The sequence below is a fragment of the Maribacter stanieri genome, from assembly GCF_900112245.1.
In the GTDB taxonomy this organism is placed as follows: Bacteria; Bacteroidota; Bacteroidia; order Flavobacteriales; family Flavobacteriaceae; genus Maribacter; species Maribacter stanieri.
On record NZ_FOYX01000001.1, the window covers coordinates 1,450,790 to 1,471,324 of the forward strand.

The following is a 20,535-nucleotide window of genomic DNA, read 5'->3' on the forward strand; positions in this document are numbered from 1 at the left end:
CAGATGAAATGATTCATCGATACTTATTGTTCATTCGTCTATACTTAATTTGACTTAGTCTAAAGCGACAAATTTTAAAGTCACGTGCGCAATATCTTTGAAGTGTAATTAATGATTGACGAATAAGTTTAGTGTTACTAGTTCAAAATTAATTCTAGAGGCTAAGCCCATAAAAATTTTAATAGTTGTTCAGGTAGTTCCCCCAAACCGAAGAAGGCCAGTAGAAATATTGGTCTTTTTTATTTTAAGCCTTTTGTTTGAATGTTATGAAAACTGTCTGCTTGTAAACGTAGCAACTCTTCTGCTTTTTTCTTTTTGTATCCGTAAAGTTCTTCTTCTCCCTTTAGATCTTCATATATTTTCTGATTTATTTCACTATCAGTTGAAGCGATGAGTTTTCGTTGGGCCAGTTTTTGTTCGACCCAAGTAGAAAGAACGCTTTCTTCCTCTTCTAATTTAATATCATATTCACCTTTAGGTGCTAATAATTTGGCAATTATAGGAGAAGTTTCAATTGCTAAGAACAAAAGAAAAATAAAGAATGATGGTAGCCATGGCAATTCGTCTAAAGCGGTAATTCTTGCCATTAGACCATCAAAACCATCTATAATTGGTTGTGAATTTTTGACTACTTCTGCATATTCAATATCTAATGTGGCAATTTGAGATTCTAAGCCTGTTATTTTATCGGAAGTTGCTATTTTTAATTCCTGTAGTTCAGCAAGTGCAGCATCATGTTTTTCTCGTTTCTCAGCATATACAGGACCTTTGCCTAATAATTTAGTACCTGCGGTTCCTTCTGCTTCATTTATATAAATATCATACATTGCATTGGTCTCTGCTTCTTTGGTAAGGACTTCTGCTTTTAAAAGAGCTATGTCTTGATTTAATTGCTCAATTTTTGGAGTGTATTGCAAGGCTAACTGATCTTTGTTCGCCAACGTAAGCTCATTTTTTTGCTCCAATAAGACTTGATTGATTTCTTTCTCGAAAATTTTCATTTCCAAAGGTTTCGATATAACGATTGCAATGATTACCGCTAGAATAATACGGGGTGTAGCCTGTAAAAATTCTTGACCAATATTATCTCGTTTTTTAATGGTTGAAACGATAAAACGATCTAAGTTAAAAATTAGAAGTCCCCAAATGATCCCAAAAAATACAGCGGCATATACATTGTCAAAGACGGTAAATAGGGCATAACTACTTGCAATAAATGCCATAACAGCTGTAAAGAATACGGTAGCGCCTATACCTGCATATTTGTTTTGTTCTCCTTTAGAGCAGGTGTTTAATAGTTCTGCATCCGCACCTGAGCAGATAATAAAAAATTTTTGTAGCATTTTAATTTGTTTTTTGATTGATGATGATGTCTACTGGATGAACGTAACTATTCCATTTTTGGTACGCAAAAAGCCCTCGAAAAGAGGGCTTTAACATATGTTTGACGTTGTAGTTATTTGATTGTTACAGGTTCTTTGGTAATTCTTACTTCTGCTTTGCCATTTTTCGCTATAGATTCCATATTTAACTCCTTGTTTTTCTTTAGCAGGTCAATGGCTTTATCAGACGAGACTTCTTTGCCTTCGTAGAAGAACGTTGCTCCTTTTTTCGCCATATCAATAGCATAGTCTAACGGGGAAGGCGGAGTAGGAGGTGGTGGAATATTGCTTATTTCTTCTTTTTTGACATTAGGACTTGGTGGTGGAGGGATATCACTTTTTTCCCCTCTATGAACCAAAGGTGCATTTGGTGCTGGTGGAGGCTCAGGGAAATCAGGAAAAGGTTGCGCTGATATCTTTTGCTCATCAGACATTATTTCATAGATATTAGTTAGCTTATCAACATCAGATTTCATGATACGAATATTACCGCCTTTTGATATCATGGTATTGTATTTTTTTGCTAAGATATTATAGTCTGCCATTTGCGTTTTTGTAGCAGTTTCTTGATATTCTTTTTTCTCGTTAAAAACTGTAATGCTTTTAGTTCCTAGCTTCCTAAGTTCCTTTGATATGCTGTCTATTAAAACTGAATCTAAAATCTCTTTTGTGTAAATCTGAACTCCTAATTTTTTTTGATTTATGGCAGCTGTATATTTTGAATTTAATTTTTCTGAAAGTTCAGCAAATTGAATTAGTTCATCATTAAACCATATCTCGTTTTCATTTTTAATTTCTAACCATGCAATTTCTAGTAGTGGCTCGTTATAAATATCTAGTTCAAATTCTTTGAATACATTTTTCCTACGAATTACTTTTGCCTCTTCTACTGTTTTACCATTATATACACTTGGTTTATGTCCGTTTATACTCGATGTTTTATTGCTAAAATGTTCTATTTTAGTAATACCAGTATATTGAATTTCTGATTGAACCCGTTCAATTAGCTTATACTGATTTTCATCATAAAGAATATTGGCAGTTAGGTAATTCCTAATGATATAAGGTTCTAAGTTTTTGTTTATTTTAAAAATCTCCTTTGACAAATTCTCTAATAATACAGGATGATCATTGACTAGTAAATTTCCTGTTTCAGTGATTTCTATGTTTATATCCTTAATTGTTTTGTGAGCTATTATATTTTTTTGACTAAATCCGTAAAGCATGATTGCTAATAGGGGTAACAATAATAAACTTCTTATTAGAAAGCCCTTTTTCGATGTTTGTTTTTTCATGATGATAAATCGTTTTTTGATTGATGAATAATTAATGGCATTTGCAATGCCAACTGATTGATGAACATTATAGCTGCCGTTTGATAAGTACGACAGTAAGGTGTGTTGATAATTTAATTGGTCCTCGTGATTTTTAAGTACAGCGCTATCGGCTAGAAATTCATGATTTAGTTTTATACTCTTTTTAAAAAAATATAATACAGGGTTAAACCAGAATAACACTTGTAAAAACTCTATTAGCAATACATCTAAACTGTGTTTTTGTAAGGCGTGTGTTTCCTCATGAAGTAGTACAGAATTGGGAATGCTTTTGGTTTCAAACTTGTGTTTATTCAGAAAGATGAAATTGAAAAAGGTATGAGGTGGAAGTTGCTGTTTTAGTAATACGTTTGTAATAGAATTTTGCTTCAGTTTTGGGTTGTTGCGTATACGAGACCATAACTGTATGAGATGGCGAATGAATCTAAACCCGAAACCAACAACGCCAATTCCATAAATTGTCCAAAAAACTAATGACCAATTCAAAGGTGATTGCGCAACTTCTTTAGCTATGTTTTGATTCTCAATATTCTGTTCTATAGCTAATACTTGGGTAGAAACATCGCTAGGTTCTATCTCAATATATTCGGTAAAAACTATGCTAGGTATTATGAATGAGGAAACCAATGTTGCTATTAAAAAAAAACGTTTAAACTGATGCATGCTTTCGTTTTCTAACAATACCTTGTAGAAAGTTAGAAAGATTGCCATACAGGCGGTAGATTTTAATAGGAAGATAATCATGCTTATTTTTTTAAGATTTCATTATCTATTAATTTTTTTAATTCTTCCAATTCTGCTTTGCTTAAATCAGTTTCTTGGGTAAAAAAAGATGCGAACTGACTGGCACTATCGTTGAAAAAATTCTTAATTAATCCGTTAACATGTTTAGAGAAATAGTCCTTCTTTTTTACTAATGGAAAGTATTCTCTACTTCTGCCAAAGCTCTTGTAATCAATGAACTTTTTATCGGTCATTCTTTTCAAAAGCGTAGCAACGGTTGTTGTTGCCGGTTTTGGTTCTGGATAAGCATCCAACAAATCTTTCATAAATGCTTTCTTCTGTTTCCAGAGAATATTCATTAATTCTTCTTCCGATTTGGATAATTGCATTTTTCTATAAATTTAGAGCGTGTTCTACAAACATAGAATAAATATTTTAATTCTACAAGTGTAGAGATTGAATTAATTTTGCCTTAGGGATAGTAGTGAAAAGCCCGCATTCGCTTTTTGCGAAGCGTACTTGTAATGTATAGCCCGACCCCAATTCTTTGGGGAAAGACCCTAACGCCCCATGAAAAAGATGTAAATTTGAAACCTAAAACAACCAATAATGAGTGTAAAAGATGATTTGGAAGCACGTAGCGGTTCCACATGTGAGCTTTGTACAGGTACCAATAATTTAGAAGTTTTTGAAGTGGAGCCAGTTTCTATTAGTGGAGTAGATTCAAGTATTTTGGCATGTGAGACTTGTCGTACTCAAATAGAAGATCCGGAGCAAATGGATGCCAACCACTGGCGATGTCTTAATGATAGTATGTGGAGCGAATATGATTCTGTAAAAGTAGTTGCGTGGAGAATGTTATCTAGATTAAAATCTGAAGGTTGGCCTAAAGATTTATTAGATATGATCTATCTAGAGCCTGAGGCTTTAGTTTGGGCAAAAGCAACAGGAGAAGGTTTAGCAGAAGCAGATAAGATAATTCATAGAGATGTAAATGGCGTAATTCTAGAAAATGGTGATAGCGTTGTTTTGGTAAAAGATTTGAAAATAAAAGGATCTAGCCAAGTTGCCAAACAAGGTACTGCAGTACGTAGAATTTCTTTAGACCGTGAAAATGCAGAATATATTGAAGGTAAAGTAGGACCAACAATGACGGTTATAATTACTAAGTACGTTAAGAAAATATAGTTGTTGGTAGTTAATTCTTAGAATTAATATATCATCAACAAAAGATACTGCTACAATAAAATAAACGTCTTTGCTCGCAAAGACGTTTATTTTTTAATTTACTGTCAACTATTTCTTGGACATTTCAGTGAAATATTCATAGAAGTAAGGAATGGTTTCAATTCCTTTAAAGTAATTCCATACCCCAAAATGTTCGTTAGGGGAGTGTATGGCATCACTATCTAGACCAAAGCCCATTAAAATAGTTTTACTGCCTAATTCCTTTTCAAATAAAGAAACTATGGGTATACTACCACCACTGCGTTGTGGAATTGGTTTTTTGCCAAACGTGTTTTCATAAGCTTTTGAAGCCGCTTGGTAGGCAATGGTGTCAATAGGGGTAACATATCCTTGTCCGCCATGATGGGGTTTCACTACTACTTTTATACCTTTAGGGGCAATAGACTCAAAATGAGTTTTGAACAATTCTGTAATCTCTCTCCAATCTTGATTTGGAACCAAACGCATAGATATTTTAGCAAATGCTTTGCTTGCAATAACTGTTTTAGCACCTTCGCCAGTATACCCGCCCCAAATACCATTAACATCTAATGTTGGTCTAATAGAGTTTCTCTCATTTGTAGAATACCCTTTTTCACCATACACAGATTCTATATCTAACGCATTTTGATATTTTTCAATACTAAAAGGTGCTTTTGCCATTTCTGCCCTTTCCTCGCTTGAAAGCTCTTCTACCTTATCATAAAAACCAGGAATTGTAATATGATTGTTTTCGTCGTGTAGACTAGCAATCATTTTGGTTAAAATATTTATCGGGTTAGCAACCGCACCACCGTATAATCCGGAATGTAAATCACGGTTAGGTCCGGTAACTTCTACCTCAACATAGCTTAACCCACGTAAACCTGTTGTAATTGAGGGTACATCATTTGCGATCATGCCAGTATCGGATATTAAAATAATATCATTTGCTAGCTTTTCTTTATTTTCAGCAACGTAAATAGCTAAGTTATTACTACCAACTTCTTCTTCACCTTCGATCATAAATTTTACGTTACATGGTAATTGATTGGTATTTACCATCAACTCTAATGCCTTTACGTGCATGTACATTTGTCCCTTATCATCACAAGCGCCACGTGCAAAAATTGCGCCTTCAGGATGCTTTTCCGTTTTTTTGATTACCGGTTCAAATGGTGGTGAGTGCCATAAGTTAATTGGATCTGCCGGTTGCACGTCATAATGACCATATACTAAAACGGTAGGTAAATCAGGATTTATGATTTTTTCACCATATACAATTGGATATCCTGCAGTTTCATGAATTTCAACAATATCGCAACCTGCCTCCTCTAATCTCATTTTTACTGTATCTGCAGTATCTAAAACATCTTGAGAAAAAGCAGAATCTGCGCTAACAGACTGAATCTTAAGTAGTTCAATGATTTCATTTAAAAATCGGTCCTTGTTTTCCGATAGATAATTCTTTACGTTTTCCATGTACTATTTTATGTGACTTTTGATAAAAGTACAAAAAGCGTAATTTTTAAATAGCTAAAATTTAGAGAATTGATTTTTTGCGTTATATTTGCACCCCGATAATCACTATTTAGTGATTTAGGAAAGTATGCAGGCGTGGTGGAATTGGTAGACACGCTAGACTTAGGATCTAGTGCCGCAAGGTGTGAGAGTTCGAGTCTCTCCGCCTGTACAACGATAAAGCTCTTCAGAAATGAAGGGCTTTTTTTATTTTTAATTTCTATTTGCCCATAACAAATCATATTTTCCTTACTGTAAGTTTTAAGTATTATTTACTTCTAATACTATAATTACATTAACAGTATAGAAAACACTACATATGGGTTTTGAAAAAGTATCGTTTACAAATTCTCCAGGAAAACAATTGGCGGCAAGATTAGAGTTGCCCAACAATCAAGCAGCGCATAGTTATGCCATTTTTGCCCATTGCTTTACATGTAATAAGAATTTTTCTGCTGTTAGAAATATTTCTAGGGCTCTTGTAAATAAAGGTATTGCAGTACTTAGATTCGATTTTACGGGACTTGGTGAAAGCGAAGGTGATTTTGAAGAAACTAATTTCTCTTCTAATGTTACGGATTTAATAGATGCCGCTAATTTTTTAGAGGCTAATTATAAAGCTCCTTCATTATTGGTAGGGCATTCTTTAGGTGGCGCAGCGGTAATTTTTGCAGCTTCAGAATTAGAGTCTGTTTTAGCTGTCGCAACAGTTGGGGCACCATCTTCACCAGCTCATGTACAACATTTGTTTAAATCAAATGTGGCAGAAATAAATGCTACCGGTAAAGCTAAGGTAAATATTGGTGGAAGAGATTTTACGATTAAAAAGGATTTTATTGATGATATAGAGTCTAAACCTATGCAAAATGTTCTCAAAAATATGAGAAAACCATTTTTGGTCATTCATTCGCCACAAGATACCGTAGTGGGTATTCAGAATGCACAAGAATTATATCATTATGCGCACCATCCAAAAAGTTTTGTATCCATAGATAAAGCAGATCATTTATTAACGAATAACGAAGATTCTACGTATGTGGGTAATGTAATAGCTGGTTGGGCAGCACGATATTTAGATATTCCGAAAAGACAAGAATTGAAAACTGCACACCAAGTAGCAGTAAGTATCGGTAATGAAGGTTTTACATCTGAAATAGTGTCTGGTAAGCATTTACTGATAGCTGATGAGCCTGTAAGTTTCGGGGGAAATGATTTTGGACCTTCTCCATATGAATATGTATCATCTGGTTTAGGGGCTTGCACCGCAATGACATTAAGGATGTATGCAACTAGAAAAAAATGGGATTTGCAGAAAGTCATTGTCCATGTGGATCACGGTAAAGAACATGCACCTGATTCTGAGAACACATCAGCGGTTAAAAAAATTGATACCTTTAAAAGGAAAATTGAATTATTTGGTAATTTAGACGATAAACAAAGAAAGAGATTATTAGAAATCGCCGATAAATGCCCTGTTCATAAAACACTTGAGTCGGAAGCTGTCATTGTAACTGAATTAGTTTAAGAGAAATAAATATTTAAAAAATGGTAAAAGCAATTTGGAACGATGTCGTTATAGCAGAAAGTGATGAAACTGTTGTAATAGAAGGAAATCATTATTTTCCACCTAAGGATATAAAGAAGGAATATTTTAAAGGCACGAAGACACAGACCATTTGTGCATGGAAGGGTATAGCTTCTTATTATGATTTAGAGGTAAATGGTAAAGTGAATAATGATGCTGCTTGGTATTACCCAGAAATATCAGAACTTGCAAAAGGCATTAAAGGTTATGTCGCCTTTTGGAAAGGTGTTGAAGTAAAATAAAAGTGAATATTTGGAATAGAAAAAGGTCAGCTAATAGCTGACCTTTTTCTATTTAATTACATAAGTTAATTGCTATGCAGTAGCATTTTGTGGTGCCCAATGGCTGCATGACATGCCTGGTGCTGCTTTTTGTGGATTAGCACAATCGCTTGATTCGAAACGAATACAGGTTACACAATTCGTATCATCTTTTAAAGCGGCTTTCATTTCAAAACTATCACACGTATAACTGTTACCAACTTTTACGCCATGAACTTTACAAGTGTTTCCTTCTACCAAGTTGTCGCAATTAACACAACTATTTCCTAATCTTATCGACATAATCTTATATTTTAAATTCACTTAAAAGTACATTCACATGTGCTTAGAAGCAATTTAAATACTTGTCTTACAGTAGTATGTATTTAGATTATTTAAAAATAGCATTTAAAAAACTTATCTTTTTATGAGGCTAGAAGTGTTTTTGACCTGAAAACTCCATTGCTTCTCCTTTTCCAAAACCAAAACTAATACCTAAGGTTACAAAGCGACCTCTTTGACTAAAATCTCTTAAATAGTATTCTGGTTGGCTGGTAATACTTTCGCTGATACGTGAAGCGAAAACGTCTCTAACACTTAAATTAACTATTGCCTTTCCTTTAAAAATTTTCTTTCGTGCCCCAAAATCCATAAATATGTTTTCAGTGATTTCTTGTTGTAACGTTCTATACCCTGAGCGGTAATTTCCAATAAATTCTAAATCAATATCGGCTGGTAATTTAAACTTGCTAGTAAGTCTTGTGGACCACTGGTCTCCTTTAAAATCAAACGAATTCCCTTCAAAATCTCCTTCTCTGGTAAAGTGACTGTAGTTAAAATCATTCGTAAAAGACAACCAATTTGCAGGAATATATTTCGCATTAAATTCAATACCGGTTGTATTGTTAATACCAACATTTTCAGGTCTAGATATACTTACATTGTCTTCAAACGCTACAATACGTTCCACAACATCTTCTGTATGTCTAAAAAAGACACCAAGATTCATAGAAACCTTGCCTATTTTATAGATACTGGTAACCTCATAACTATCTGTGAATTCTGCTTGCAAATCTGCATTACCCGTACTAATGCTGAAATTATTTCTAATGTTGTAAAACGGATTTAAATCCCAGAGCCTCGGCCTGAATATACGTTTAGAATAGCCTGCTTGCAGCGAAAGGTCATCGTTAACTTTATAGGAAGTATGCCCACTTGGAAAAAGATTACTATACTTTTTATCATTACTGACATTTGTGTTTTGTAATAGCGTAGCAACATCAGTGTCTTCAAATCGTAATCCTACTTTTAAGCCCCATCTATCACTTTCGTATGCGGTGGTTCCATAAATACCAAGTACTTTTTGAGTCCATTCAAAAACATTGGTTAAATCAGGATTTTCAATGAAATTTCCACCATTGAAATCACTTATTGCAAAATCATTCTCTACATCGTTAATTTGATATTGAGCACCCGTTTCAAGAGTAAATTTCTCTGAAAAAGGATGCGTGTAATCTGCCTTGAACGTATATTCTGCTTGGCTAAAATCTGTTCTACTACGTTGCATCATATCATCTTCATTACCTATGGTAGTGGTATTTGTAAAATCTGATGTTTGATCTTTTGCAAAAAGATTTCCAGTAGCACTTAATAATAAAGACTGCTCATCATTGCCTTCAAAATCTTTTTTATATTGAAGTTCGTATGAGTATTTAGGGTTGGTGGCCGTAGTCAACTCTGTACGCCTAAAAGCATCTGTTAATGTGTTGCTAGAATTTAATGTATTAAAAATAGCATCAGCATTTTCTTTTTCCCATTCGTATGCAAAATTTCCGGATAATGTAATTACGTTGAGGTCGTTAATGTGGTAATCTGTTCCTAGAATAAGATTGAAAAACGTTTCGTTCTTATCATTTTTTCCAATGCTGCTAATATAAGTGTCATCTATAAGATTCCTATTTTCGGTCTCCTCGTCACTAGGAAACGTTCTGCGACCAAAACCTAACTGGCTAAATAGATTGAATTTTTCTGTTCTTCGGTTAAGACTTAAACCAATACTATGATTGTTAGGTATGCCCGTATTTAAAGTTACGGCACCATTCAACCCTTTTTTCTCTTCTTTTTTAAGTACTATATTGATGATGCCAGAAGTACCTTCTGCATCGTATTTTGCAGATGGGTTTGTAATTACCTCAATACGCTCTATCATATCTGCCGTTAAGGTTCCCAAAGCATTTCCCTGCTCATTGGCTATTACAGATGGCTTGCCATTTATAAGCATTTGTACACCTTGGCTACCTCGTAAACTTATTTGTCCTTCAATATTTACATTAACTGACGGTACATTGTTCAAAACTTCTAATGCGCTGGCACCCGTACTACTTAAGTCTGCACCTACATTAAAAACGCGCTTATCTAATTTAAAAACGGTCTGGCTAATTTCGCCTTGCACTACAACTTCATCCAATTGCTGGGAATCTTCTGCAATAGCTACCGTACCTAAATCAATTTTACCGTTTACAATTTTAGGATTGTCAAACCTTTTGGTAGTGAAACCTATAAAACTGACTTCAATATAAAATTCTTGTGCATTGATTTCTAACACAAAGCTCCCATCTTGTAGGGTGGTAGTGCCTACAATAGGTTTTTGGTCTGTAGGATTCCCAACTAAAACCGTTGCAAATTCAATAGGGCCACCGTCATTAGCTTCTACTATTTTACCGGTAATAGTTGTTGTATTTTGAGCTATTAAAGTATTGACGCCTATAAATGAAACGAACAATAATGTTAATAAAGTAAGTTGATTATGCATATTAAAAGTTGATGAGTTTGTATGTAAAGATGCATTTTACTTTTATGTTTTAATAGCTAAATTCTGCAAACGACAAATGTTATAGTGTAAACGACATCGTCATATTAAATGGCGTTTACCAGTAATTTATTGTCGTTGACGGTTTTGTTGAATTGCTTATGTCTGTAAAACGTTATTTTTATAAGATGACCTTTATCCCATTTTTTAAAAATACAACTAGAAACGAAATTCTTTTTCAGATTCTATTGCATATTGTGGTATTTTTATTTTTTTCTTTTGATAGGTATGAACCTGAAATTCAAGGGTTTAAAATCGTGACTTTTCTTAACTATGCCTTGGGTGCCCTTGTGATAAATTATGTGTTGTTACCTCGATTCTTCTATCAAAAAAAATACATTCTCTTCTTTTGTTGTGTAGCTGTTTTGGTAAGTATAATTATGGCTTTTGAAGAACTTGTTTTGGAACAAATATACTATCCAGATACAAGGGCAAAATTTTTCCCCGGGGTAGTTTATAGTCTATTAGATGTAATGCCCGTAATTTTGATTTTAGTGGGATTTAAATTTGCATGGGACGCCTCTATAAAACAGTTGGAAGTGGAGGAGCTTAGGACGTCGGTCAAAGAAAGTGAATTGTTATTTTTAAAGTCCCAGATAAACCCGCATTTTTTGTTCAATAATCTGAATAATCTATATTCATATGCCATAGAACAATCGCCTAAGACACCATCTATTATACTTGAGCTATCTTCGGTTTTGCGGTATATGCTATATGACTGTAGGGCCAAATTTGTTGGACTGGGAAAGGAAATTGAACATTTGAAAAATTTTACCCAGTTGAATGAATTACAGATTGAAGAAAGAGGTAAGGTAAGTTTTCAAACAAAACATATTAAAGACAATTATGAAATTGCCCCTTTAATTTTATCTGTTTTTATAGAAAATGCATTTAAGCATAGTACGGCTAGCCAGGCCGATGGTATATTTATAGATGTAAATATTTCATTAGATGATAAAGGATGTTTAAATTTTGAATGTAGAAACTCCTTTTTAGAAACTACAAATACAGATAAGCTTTCTCATGGTATAGGTCTGCAGAACGTAAAAAAACGATTACAACTTTTATATCCCAATGCACATAAAATGTACATTAATGAAGATCAAAATATATACTACGTTCATTTGAAGTTAATGTTAACACAAGGTAGCATATGATAAAGTGCATTATTATAGAAGACCAACCACCAGCACAAAGAGTGTTGAAAAAATATATTTCTGATATTGGAAACTTAGCGCTTAAAGCTACTTTTGCCGATGCCCTGTCAGCTATAGATTTTTTAAAGACCAATACCATAGATTTGATTTTTTTAGATATTCATTTACCTAAAATTTCGGGTATTGATTTTTTAAAAGTTGTAAAGCACCAACCTAGCATAATATTAACTACGGCATTTTCAGATTATGCTTTGGAGAGTTATGAATATGATGTGGTAGACTACCTACTTAAACCATATTCCTTTGAACGTTTTGTACAAGCGGTCCATAAGGTGCCTACTAAAACTTCAGCCTTTTCTAAAAAGAATAAAGGTGTGGGGAATAATGAATTTACAGACGTAGTGTTTATCAAATCTGGATATGAACACATCAAAATAGAAGTAGATGACATTTGTTACATTCGTTCAGATGCAGATTATACTGAAATTCATACGAAAGACCAGAGACATCTCTCTCAAGAAACATTACGTTACTGGCAAGAATATTTGGATTCACAAAAATTCTCAAGAATACATAAATCGTACATATTAAATATTTCAAAAATCCTTAAGATAACAGGTAATCAAATACAGTTAGAAGAAAATATTCTTCTTCCTATAGGTAGGGCTTATAAGGAGGATTTTATGAATAGTATTATAAAATAATTAAGGGGTAACTGTAACTATAACCCGTTTATATCTAGATAGTGCGGGAGAGCCTTTGTCGGTTACTTTTAGTATAAAATGTAATGTTTCTTTCTTTGTTACTTTAGGTGCGGTGGCATGAACAATATGAACATTGTCGGCACCTAGATTAATTTTTTCTTTATATGAGCTTTCTTCAGGATAGTGAAACCATAAAAAGCTCAAATTATCTCCATCTGGATCTGTAGAGTCTAATGCATCTAAAGTGAACGCTTGACCAGATTTCACTTCAAATTCTTGGGGATGACTTAATACAGGTACAGGAGGGTGATTAGCATTTTCAAAGCTCATGGTACACCAATCCATACGAGCGGCAAAATCATTGTTAAAATCATCTCTCCAGCGCCAAAGTGTTTCTTTGAACCCTGTAAATGAAGTAGAATCAGGTTTAACGGATCTGCCATATTTAGATGGTATGTGTGGTGTGTAGTTATCAATTGCATTAGTCCAAATAGCCCGTTTTTCAGCCCCAATCTCAACTATGGAGTTCCCTTTTTTTGTTTTGGAAAAATCTGGTTTGTATAGCTCATAACGCCCACCCCATGAACCCCAATTAGGATGTTCAGATTCGTTTAGTCCATTTGGTATCAACGATAAAAATGCCGGTGTATCTCCTTCAACGCCCCATGCAACATCTGGGTATATTGCACCTAGTGGACCATGGTTTTGTTGAATGTTATCTGCTAGCCATTCATTACTAATGGTTGTGTTATCTATACCCTTTATAAAAGTATTGACTCCCGTCCACGTAGCGTCTTCATAATTATCACCAGGGGATACTATATAGAAAACATCAGGAAAATTGTTTCTAATCCATAATCCGCTATCATCTTGATCGGAAATAGTATATACTCTAAGTTTAGAAATCAACTTTTTAGCATCTTTTATGCTTTTTGTGTTTTTTATTTTATGTAGGGATTGTGCTAAGGTGTTTACACCGCCCCAAACAGATATCCAAAGAGGGCGGTCATCATCTTTTTCCAACTCGCTTATTATCCAATCAGAACCTTCAGAATCCATTCCATCTCCAACTCCAGTCATGCCATATTTTGGTAAGCCTTCTTTAATAATTGAGCGTAAAGCTTCTGCAGATGGATAATCTTTTTGATGTTTAAGAAGGTTAGGTTGTATTTTGCCATATGCATCAACTATTTTTTCAATAGAATTTGGGTTAATAGTAGTTTGCATCCAACAAGACGTAGTAGCGACAATTCCTTTAATGTCGATTTCATTTGCGTAGAGAAATAAACGTACAAATGATTGTGTGTCATCTGGGTCTGCTTCAATATCAGAAAGTATAATTACCCTATTTTTTTTAGTTGTTTGGGATAATGATGATTGAATTGTTAATAGGGCTAAACAGAGTAATGTAAATTTTTTCATTGGTATTTAGGTTGTGTACCACAAGTTAATTAATAACTTATAAATGCTTTTAAGTTGTTATAAAAATTAATCAAGAAATATGACATGCTACTTTAGTGTCAAGGAATTTCAATGCACTTAATATAATGTCCAATTTTAAATATCTTATATTTAAATTCAACAAATTTCATCTCCCCTTCAATGATATTGAAATCTTATTTTAGTGTAATATTTCTTTTTACATTGTGTATTTCAGCGCAAGAGTTGCCGCCAATACAGAATTTTACTCCTATAGAATATAATGCCGGTAATCAAAATTGGTCTATAGACCAATCTAATGATGCCTCTGTGTACTTAGCCAACAATAGTGGTTTATTGGCATTCAACGGTACATCGTGGAAGTTATATCAAGTTCCTTACGGTACTCCTGTAAAATCCGTTAAGGTTGTTGATGATAGGGTTTACACTGGTAGTTACATGGAATTTGGATATTGGAAAGGAAATGAATTTGGGACTTTAGAATACACTTCACTATCAGCTCATTTAAATACTTCCCTTATAGAAGATGAGGATTTTTGGAATATTACGCATTTTAAAGATTGGATTTTATTTCAATCCTTAGATAGAATTTATATCTACAATGTTAAGAATGCTTCATTTGAAATATTGGAGGCAGAGACCGTAAGTCCTAAAATATTTGAAGTTGGAAATAAATTATACTTTCAAAAAATTGGTAAAGGTTTATATACGCTAGATAATGGAATACCTATTTTGGTATCTGATGATGCAGTTCTTAAAAATACGGGTATTGTTGGTGCTTTTCAATCCGCAACTAAAATTCTAGTAATTACGGAACTTGGAGTATTTTATTATTTAGATGGTTCTCAGCTGATAAAACGGGAAATATCAGCAGAAATAGATTTATCAACAACCAAAATTCATAGTACTTTACGTCTAAATGATGGTTCTATTATATTGGGAACGATATCTAAAGGTATCTTTCATTTAGATGCTAATGGGATGTTGATAAGGCATATTAATCAAGAAAAAGGGCTAAACAATAATACAGTATTATCATTATTTCAAGATTACGACCAAAATTTATGGCTGGGGCTAGATAATGGTATAACCATCATAAATTTAGACTCACCATTTAAAGAATATATAGATCATGTTGGTGCTATTGGTGTTGTGTATACTGCTAAGAAATTAGGTAACATTTTATATTTAGGTACTAATCAGGGTTTATTCTATAGAAGAACCTTTGGGGTAGATGGGTTTCAACTTGTAAATGGTACACAAGGCCAAGTATGGTTATTAAAAGAAATTGACGGTACATTGTTCTGTGGTCATCATAACGGTACTTACGTTATAGAAAATGAAAATGCAACCAAGATTTCTAATGAACCAGGAACTTGGGATATTCAATCATTAAAAAACCATGAAGATTTATTGATACAAGGAAACTATAAAGGTTTAAGTGTATTGGAACGAAAAAATAATCAATGGCAATACCGTAATGATATTATAGGATTTGATAATTCTAGTAGGTTTTTTGAATTTGTTGGGGAACATCATTTACTTGTAAATCATGATTATAAAGGGATATTCGATTTAACGGTTGATTCAGAATTTACTAAAGTCATAGAAAGCAATCATAAAGAATCTAAAGGTATTGGTTCAAGTTTGGTTCGCTATAGAGATGAAATTGTTTACAGTACTATAAACGGAGTTTTTAAATATAATGCGGAACAACATGATTTTCTGAAAGACTCTGTACTGACCACTAAATTCTTTAATACTGATGAGAGTATTGTTGGTATTCTACAATCCACCAATAATTCAGAAAGGTTATGGGGATTTACAAATGATAATATAATTAGTGTTTCTAATGGGCATTTAAGTAATGAACCACAAACAGTAAAAATTCCAATTCCTAAATCTTTTAGACGCAGTATGGGTGTCTTGGGTTTTGAATCTGTGGTTCATTTAGAAAAGGAACTTTATTTAATTGGAATCTCTAATGGTTACGTCACTTTAGATTTACAAAAAGTAAAACAGAAAGATTATCAAATACATATTAATTCCATTTATAGAAAAACACACGAATCCCCTAAGGTGGATATTGTTCTTAATGATACTCAAGAATTTAAATATGCAGAGAATACTATAAATTTTAATTACAATGTTACCGAGTATGATAAGTACACAGAGGTATACTACCAGTATGAATTAAATGGGTTGTATGATGAATGGAGTAGTTGGTCAACAAACCCTAATGTTTCCTTTGAAAATTTACCATATGGTTCTTATGAATTTAAAGTAAGAGCAAGAGTGGGCAATGAGTTATCTAAAAACATAGCCACTTATGCGTTTGTTATACAACGACCTTGGTATATATCTTACTGGGCAATTTTATGTTATATTTTACTTGGGGCTCTGCTTTCTGTTTTAATTCATAAACTATATAGAAACCATTATAAAAGGCAGCAGCAGCAACTCATAAAAGAAAATCAAAGGCTTTTAAAACGTAAAAAATTAAAAAGCCAAAAGAGAATTATTCAAATTAAGAATGAGCAGTTACAAGAGTTGGTTGAAAGTAAGAATAGAGAATTGGCAATCTCTACCATGAGTATTATAAAGAAGAATGAATTTTTAAATTCAATCAAAGACAAGTTGAAAAAGAGTGATGAAAATCCTCAAATAAAATCAGTTATTAGAACTATAGATAGAAATATTAATAACGTTGACGATTGGAAGTTTTTTGAAAATGCTTTTAATAATGCCGATAAAGACTTTTTGAAAAATGTAAAAGAGAAGCATCCAGATTTATCTGCAAACGACTTGAGATTGTGCGCATACTTAAGATTGAATTTATCCTCTAAAGAAATTGCTCCACTTTTAAATATATCTGTTAGAAGCGTAGAGGTGAAAAGGTATCGTTTGCGAAAAAAAATGAATTTAGCACATGAAGCTGGTTTAACCGAGTATATCATCAATTTATAGTTTCCTCAACACTAGGTAAAATTACCACAACATTACCACAACATTCTCTCTTGGCTAAAGCAAAGTCAGATTTATATCAATTTTGATTAATTGATATAAATACCTGCTATTATTGACGATTTATTATTATTTAGATGCAATTTTTGAATTGTATGTTTTTTGTATGGGTTAATATTTCGGAATTGGTAATCGGCTAAATTATATTGCAATAGCACGAACTTGATGAAATGGAATCATAAAATTTTATGTTTCAAGTGTTTTATTAAGTAGAGAAATAATTAACTCAAACTTTAAATTAACAAGATTATGAAAAAAATTATGTATTTAATTTTAGCAATGTTTACGGTTTTTATGAGCTGTGATAATGACGATGTGGACATTCCGCCTACGCCAACAGCACCAACAAATCTTTCTGTAACAACAGTAATAAGTGGTGACGGTTCAGGAGAAGTCACCTTTAATGCATCTGCCGATGATGCCCGGTTTTATCATTTTGATTTTGGTGATGGAACCAAAGGTTTGTCAAAGACAGGAAGTATAAGTAAAAAGTACGAAATGGTAGGTGATAATACCTATACCGTAAAAGTTACTGCAGGCTCTGGAAGTGCTCAAACTACCTCAGAGACCTTTGATGTCTCAGTAACACTTTCATTTACCGACCCAGAAACGGTTTCTTTTCTAACTAACGATTCTTCAAAAACTTGGTTTTTAGCAGCTTCACAACCTGGGCATTTAGGACTTGGTCCGGCTAGAGAAGGCATTGATGGTGATTGGTGGTATCCAAAATGGTATTCTGCTTCAGCATTTGAGAAATGTGGCTCTGAAGATTCTGATTGTCTTTGTGATGATGAACTTACTTTTTCTGTTGAAGAGAACGGTACTATGTCTTACACTTTGGACAATAAGGGGCAAACATATTTTAATGTTGGTCACAAGGCAGTCGTAGGTGGTGCAGAAGATATTGATTTTTGTTACGAGTTTGATACTTCTGGAGCTAAGGCGGTAGCTCTTTCACAAGTATCTGGAAATGTACCTGAGGATCAAACTACTGGTATTCAATTGAATTTTTCTGATGAAGGATTTATGGGGTATTACGTAGGGTCATCTACCTATGAAATACTTTTTATTAGTGATACTCAATTATATGTTAGAACATATGATACGGAGAATGCGGATTTAGCTTGGTATCATAAATTTACATCTGCTGCCGCGGTTGACGGCGGTGAAGAAAGTTTGGAGACCATTTATACTAATTTGGTATGGTCTGATGAGTTTGATGTTGATGGTGCACCTAATCCTGCAAATTGGACGTATGACCTTGGAGCAGGTGGCTGGGGTAACGGTGAAGCTCAAGAATATACAGATAGCTCGGATAATGTAATTGTGGAAGATGGCGTTCTTAAGATTACGGCACGTAGTTCAGGTGCTGTGGGTGGAGCAGTTCATTATTACGATGATGTGACCTTGGTAGCAACTGGCGGCGAAACGGCTAGTGTAGAAAATTTTGAAGGTGATGCACCGGCATTTACAGATTTTGGAGGTGTTTCAACTGCAGTTATCGATAATCCAGATGCATCTGGTTTAAATACATCAAGTACAGTCGGAGAATCTACCAAAAATAGTGGAGCTGAGGTTTGGGGCGGATCTTTCTTTGATATTACTTCGCCATTAGATTTAGTGACATTTTCTAGTATGGAGATTAAGACTTGGTCACCTGCAATAGGTGCGGTGGTTCGCTTGAAAATTGAAAATCAGGCAAATGCAGATGAGTTTTTTGAAGTAGATGCCAATACAACTGTTGCTGAGTCTTGGGAAACGCTAACCTTTGATCTTAGCTCGGCTCCTGCATTTAATTATGATAGAGTAGTGTTGTTCTTTGATTTCGGAGTAAGTCCTTCGGGTGATGCAGCTTATACTTCTGCTAGAATTAAATCTGAAAATTTATTTGAATTCACATATGGTAGAGTAGAGATTAGAGCAAAACTTCCTTCAGCTGGTGGTACTTGGCCTGCACTTTGGGCATTAGGTGCCAATTTTGATGAAGTAGGATGGCCTGCAACGGGTGAAATAGATATTATGGAGCATGTAGGTAACAACAGCAATACTATTAGCAGTGCGTTACATTATCCTGGTAATTTTGGTGGTAATGCAGTTGTAGGTAGTACTTCTGTAGAAACCGCAACGTCAGAATTTCATAACTATACAGTTGAATGGACTCCAGATAGTATTAAGTTCGTAGTTGATGGGGAGCTTGTCCATAATAGTTTAGTCAATAGTGCAACTACACCTTTTAATAGTGATTTCTTCCTAATTATGAATATTGCAATGGGTGGCACACTAGGTGGAGCTATTGATGCTGAATTTACTCAAGATACCATGGAGGTTGATTATGTAAGGGTTTACCAATAGAATTAATTTAATAAAAAGGGAAGCCGTCAAATTCATTTTTGACGGCTTTTTTGCTTGTAATTTATAAGGCTATTAGTAAAACGATTTGTTGAATTGGATTTAAAAGTGAGGTAAAAGAGTATTCAAGTTAATCCAGCATAGAAACTTGATAATATCCATGTTTTGTATTGTTATACATTAAATAACCTTTGCATAATAATATTGCAAATAATTTAAAGAATGAAAAATAATAAGGTTTACCCTACCATATGGCAAACAATGCCGTTCTCACTTGATGTGCTGGATATATGGAAAAGAAGACGAAAGTCAAAATCAAGATTGACGAAGTAATTATAGATTACTTTATTTTTTTAAAATAAAAAAGCCCCTTTTTAAAGGGGCTTTTTGTTAAAGTATTTTTTTAACAATAGGGTATGGTTTTAAAGGGTTAGACAATCCCGATTAGGGCTAAAAAGGCTCCTACTGCAACAACTGCTAAAAAAGCATTCATTGCAATAATGAGGATGGATAGATAAGTTTCTACCCCTGTTTTAAATGATAAATTGTTCATAACATTACCTACTTTAAAGTTACACTACTAAAGTTAGTTGAATTAAGCAACATTTATATACTTAAAGTGGTAAAAACTTACAAAATCGATGTAAAACCTTACTTTTTTGTGGTATGGGATTGTGAAAAAGCGCATTTCATCTATTAAAATTACATTTAATCGATATGTAGTTTGTTTGGATTGTTCAAAAGCAAACTACCAACTTGTAAGTTTAGTTATGATAGACCTATTTAATTATTCCCAACCAATCTGCTATTCCTGCTAATGGCACTGCTAAAAGTATAATGACTAAGCATGTAATCATTAATTTAAGAAATCCGTTGAGTATTTTAACTCCTGAAGTTAGTTCTTGTTCCATAATCATAGTTCTATTGTTCTGTACTCAATATAGGTATATCTGCCTTAAAGTACTGTGGAATAGGACTGTA

Annotated in this window: 16 protein-coding genes and 1 tRNA gene; 8 read left to right on the top strand and 9 right to left on the bottom strand. The window is 33.7% G+C overall.

The features are described from left to right. Positions 1-239: 239 nt before the first annotated feature. The 3 genes from BM296_RS06220 to BM296_RS06230 form a co-directional block, all read right to left on the bottom strand. Positions 240-1,343 (bottom strand): DUF4407 domain-containing protein, encoded by a 1,104-nt coding sequence (locus tag BM296_RS06220; RefSeq protein WP_091902177.1) that lies wholly within the window; start codon positions 1,341-1,343, stop codon positions 240-242. 113 nt (positions 1,344-1,456) lie between these two features. After that, positions 1,457-3,427 (bottom strand): M56 family metallopeptidase, encoded by a 1,971-nt coding sequence (locus tag BM296_RS06225; protein WP_177214926.1) that lies wholly within the window; start codon positions 3,425-3,427, stop codon positions 1,457-1,459. A gap of 35 nt (positions 3,428-3,462) precedes the next feature. After that, the gene (locus BM296_RS06230) at positions 3,463-3,828 is read right to left on the bottom strand and encodes a BlaI/MecI/CopY family transcriptional regulator (RefSeq protein ID WP_091902179.1); all 366 of its coding nucleotides are present in this window, start codon (positions 3,826-3,828) and stop codon (positions 3,463-3,465) included. A gap of 220 nt (positions 3,829-4,048) precedes the next feature. Between BM296_RS06230 and BM296_RS06235 the strand changes: the two genes are divergently transcribed. Continuing rightward, positions 4,049-4,627 carry a PhnA domain-containing protein gene (locus BM296_RS06235; protein WP_027065050.1) on the top strand — a complete coding sequence of 193 codons (579 nt, stop codon included), beginning with the start codon at positions 4,049-4,051 and terminating at the stop codon, positions 4,625-4,627. A gap of 108 nt (positions 4,628-4,735) precedes the next feature. Here BM296_RS06235 and BM296_RS06240 read toward each other — a convergent pair whose 3' ends face one another. Further along, positions 4,736-6,127 (bottom strand): dipeptidase, encoded by a 1,392-nt coding sequence (locus BM296_RS06240; RefSeq protein WP_091902181.1) that lies wholly within the window; start codon positions 6,125-6,127, stop codon positions 4,736-4,738. Between the two features lie 129 nt (positions 6,128-6,256). On the opposite strand from BM296_RS06240, the gene BM296_RS06245 reads away from it, so the two are divergent. The 3 genes from BM296_RS06245 to BM296_RS06255 all read left to right on the top strand — a co-directional run bounded on the left by BM296_RS06245 (position 6,257) and on the right by BM296_RS06255 (position 7,993). After that, positions 6,257-6,338 (top strand) — tRNA-Leu (locus tag BM296_RS06245). A 147-nt stretch (positions 6,339-6,485) separates the two neighbouring features. Beyond that, the gene (locus BM296_RS06250; protein WP_091902183.1) at positions 6,486-7,691 is read left to right on the top strand and encodes a bifunctional alpha/beta hydrolase/OsmC family protein; all 1,206 of its coding nucleotides are present in this window, start codon (positions 6,486-6,488) and stop codon (positions 7,689-7,691) included. A gap of 20 nt (positions 7,692-7,711) precedes the next feature. Further along, a complete protein-coding gene (locus BM296_RS06255; protein ID WP_027065026.1) occupies positions 7,712-7,993 on the top strand; it encodes a DUF427 domain-containing protein in 282 nt (93 codons plus the stop codon). Between the two features lie 72 nt (positions 7,994-8,065). Here the strand turns inward: BM296_RS06255 and BM296_RS06260 are convergent, their stop codons facing one another. Continuing rightward, on the bottom strand, positions 8,066-8,314 hold the full coding sequence (locus BM296_RS06260; RefSeq protein WP_027065025.1) for a hypothetical protein: 249 nt from the start codon (positions 8,312-8,314) through the stop codon (positions 8,066-8,068). A 130-nt stretch (positions 8,315-8,444) separates the two neighbouring features. Then, the gene (locus tag BM296_RS06265; protein WP_091902185.1) at positions 8,445-10,823 is read right to left on the bottom strand and encodes an outer membrane beta-barrel family protein; all 2,379 of its coding nucleotides are present in this window, start codon (positions 10,821-10,823) and stop codon (positions 8,445-8,447) included. A gap of 437 nt (positions 10,824-11,260) precedes the next feature. On the opposite strand from BM296_RS06265, the gene BM296_RS06270 reads away from it, so the two are divergent. Both BM296_RS06270 and BM296_RS06275 read left to right on the top strand, forming a co-directional pair. Further along, positions 11,261-12,037, top strand: a complete 777-nt coding sequence (locus BM296_RS06270) for a sensor histidine kinase (RefSeq protein ID WP_245786972.1) — start codon at positions 11,261-11,263, stop codon at positions 12,035-12,037. Further along, entirely contained in the window at positions 12,034-12,741 is a 708-nt protein-coding gene (locus BM296_RS06275) for a LytR/AlgR family response regulator transcription factor (protein WP_091902188.1), read from the top strand. Before BM296_RS06270 ends, BM296_RS06275 begins: the two co-directional genes overlap by 4 nt. On the opposite strand, the gene BM296_RS06280 is transcribed toward BM296_RS06275, so the two are convergent. Beyond that, positions 12,742-14,163 carry a DUF1593 domain-containing protein gene (locus BM296_RS06280; RefSeq protein WP_091902190.1) on the bottom strand — a complete coding sequence of 474 codons (1,422 nt, stop codon included), beginning with the start codon at positions 14,161-14,163 and terminating at the stop codon, positions 12,742-12,744. A 180-nt stretch (positions 14,164-14,343) separates the two neighbouring features. On the opposite strand from BM296_RS06280, the gene BM296_RS06285 reads away from it, so the two are divergent. Continuing rightward, positions 14,344-17,148, top strand: a complete 2,805-nt coding sequence (locus BM296_RS06285; protein ID WP_245786973.1) for a helix-turn-helix and ligand-binding sensor domain-containing protein — start codon at positions 14,344-14,346, stop codon at positions 17,146-17,148. Between the two features lie 306 nt (positions 17,149-17,454). Then, on the top strand, positions 17,455-19,557 hold the full coding sequence (locus tag BM296_RS19605; protein ID WP_245786974.1) for a family 16 glycosylhydrolase: 2,103 nt from the start codon (positions 17,455-17,457) through the stop codon (positions 19,555-19,557). A 427-nt stretch (positions 19,558-19,984) separates the two neighbouring features. Here the strand turns inward: BM296_RS19605 and BM296_RS19700 are convergent, their stop codons facing one another. After that, on the bottom strand, positions 19,985-20,107 hold the full coding sequence (locus BM296_RS19700; RefSeq protein ID WP_262493277.1) for a hypothetical protein: 123 nt from the start codon (positions 20,105-20,107) through the stop codon (positions 19,985-19,987). A gap of 226 nt (positions 20,108-20,333) precedes the next feature. Beyond that, on the bottom strand, positions 20,334-20,465 hold the full coding sequence (locus BM296_RS19705; RefSeq protein WP_262493276.1) for a hypothetical protein: 132 nt from the start codon (positions 20,463-20,465) through the stop codon (positions 20,334-20,336). Between the last annotated feature and the right edge of the window lie 70 nt (positions 20,466-20,535).

What these genes read in the sequence shown, in the direction of transcription:
- BM296_RS06220 (WP_091902177.1), bottom strand. Translation starts at nt 1,343, where the DNA reads ATGCTACAAAAATTTTTTATTATCTGCTCAGGTGCGGATGCAGAACTA.
- BM296_RS06225 (WP_177214926.1), bottom strand. Translation starts at nt 3,427, where the DNA reads ATGGCAATCTTTCTAACTTTCTACAAGGTATTGTTAGAAAACGAAAGC.
- BM296_RS06230 (WP_091902179.1), bottom strand. Translation starts at nt 3,828, where the DNA reads ATGCAATTATCCAAATCGGAAGAAGAATTAATGAATATTCTCTGGAAA.
- BM296_RS06235 (WP_027065050.1), top strand. Translation starts at nt 4,049, where the DNA reads ATGAGTGTAAAAGATGATTTGGAAGCACGTAGCGGTTCCACATGTGAG.
- BM296_RS06240 (WP_091902181.1), bottom strand. Translation starts at nt 6,127, where the DNA reads ATGGAAAACGTAAAGAATTATCTATCGGAAAACAAGGACCGATTTTTA.
- BM296_RS06250 (WP_091902183.1), top strand. Translation starts at nt 6,486, where the DNA reads ATGGGTTTTGAAAAAGTATCGTTTACAAATTCTCCAGGAAAACAATTG.
- BM296_RS06255 (WP_027065026.1), top strand. Translation starts at nt 7,712, where the DNA reads ATGGTAAAAGCAATTTGGAACGATGTCGTTATAGCAGAAAGTGATGAA.
- BM296_RS06260 (WP_027065025.1), bottom strand. Translation starts at nt 8,314, where the DNA reads ATGTCGATAAGATTAGGAAATAGTTGTGTTAATTGCGACAACTTGGTA.
- BM296_RS06265 (WP_091902185.1), bottom strand. Translation starts at nt 10,823, where the DNA reads ATGCATAATCAACTTACTTTATTAACATTATTGTTCGTTTCATTTATA.
- BM296_RS06270 (WP_245786972.1), top strand. Translation starts at nt 11,261, where the DNA reads ATGGCTTTTGAAGAACTTGTTTTGGAACAAATATACTATCCAGATACA.
- BM296_RS06275 (WP_091902188.1), top strand. Translation starts at nt 12,034, where the DNA reads ATGATAAAGTGCATTATTATAGAAGACCAACCACCAGCACAAAGAGTG.
- BM296_RS06280 (WP_091902190.1), bottom strand. Translation starts at nt 14,163, where the DNA reads ATGAAAAAATTTACATTACTCTGTTTAGCCCTATTAACAATTCAATCA.
- BM296_RS06285 (WP_245786973.1), top strand. Translation starts at nt 14,344, where the DNA reads ATGATATTGAAATCTTATTTTAGTGTAATATTTCTTTTTACATTGTGT.
- BM296_RS19605 (WP_245786974.1), top strand. Translation starts at nt 17,455, where the DNA reads ATGAAAAAAATTATGTATTTAATTTTAGCAATGTTTACGGTTTTTATG.
- BM296_RS19700 (WP_262493277.1), bottom strand. Translation starts at nt 20,107, where the DNA reads ATGAACAATTTATCATTTAAAACAGGGGTAGAAACTTATCTATCCATC.
- BM296_RS19705 (WP_262493276.1), bottom strand. Translation starts at nt 20,465, where the DNA reads ATGGAACAAGAACTAACTTCAGGAGTTAAAATACTCAACGGATTTCTT.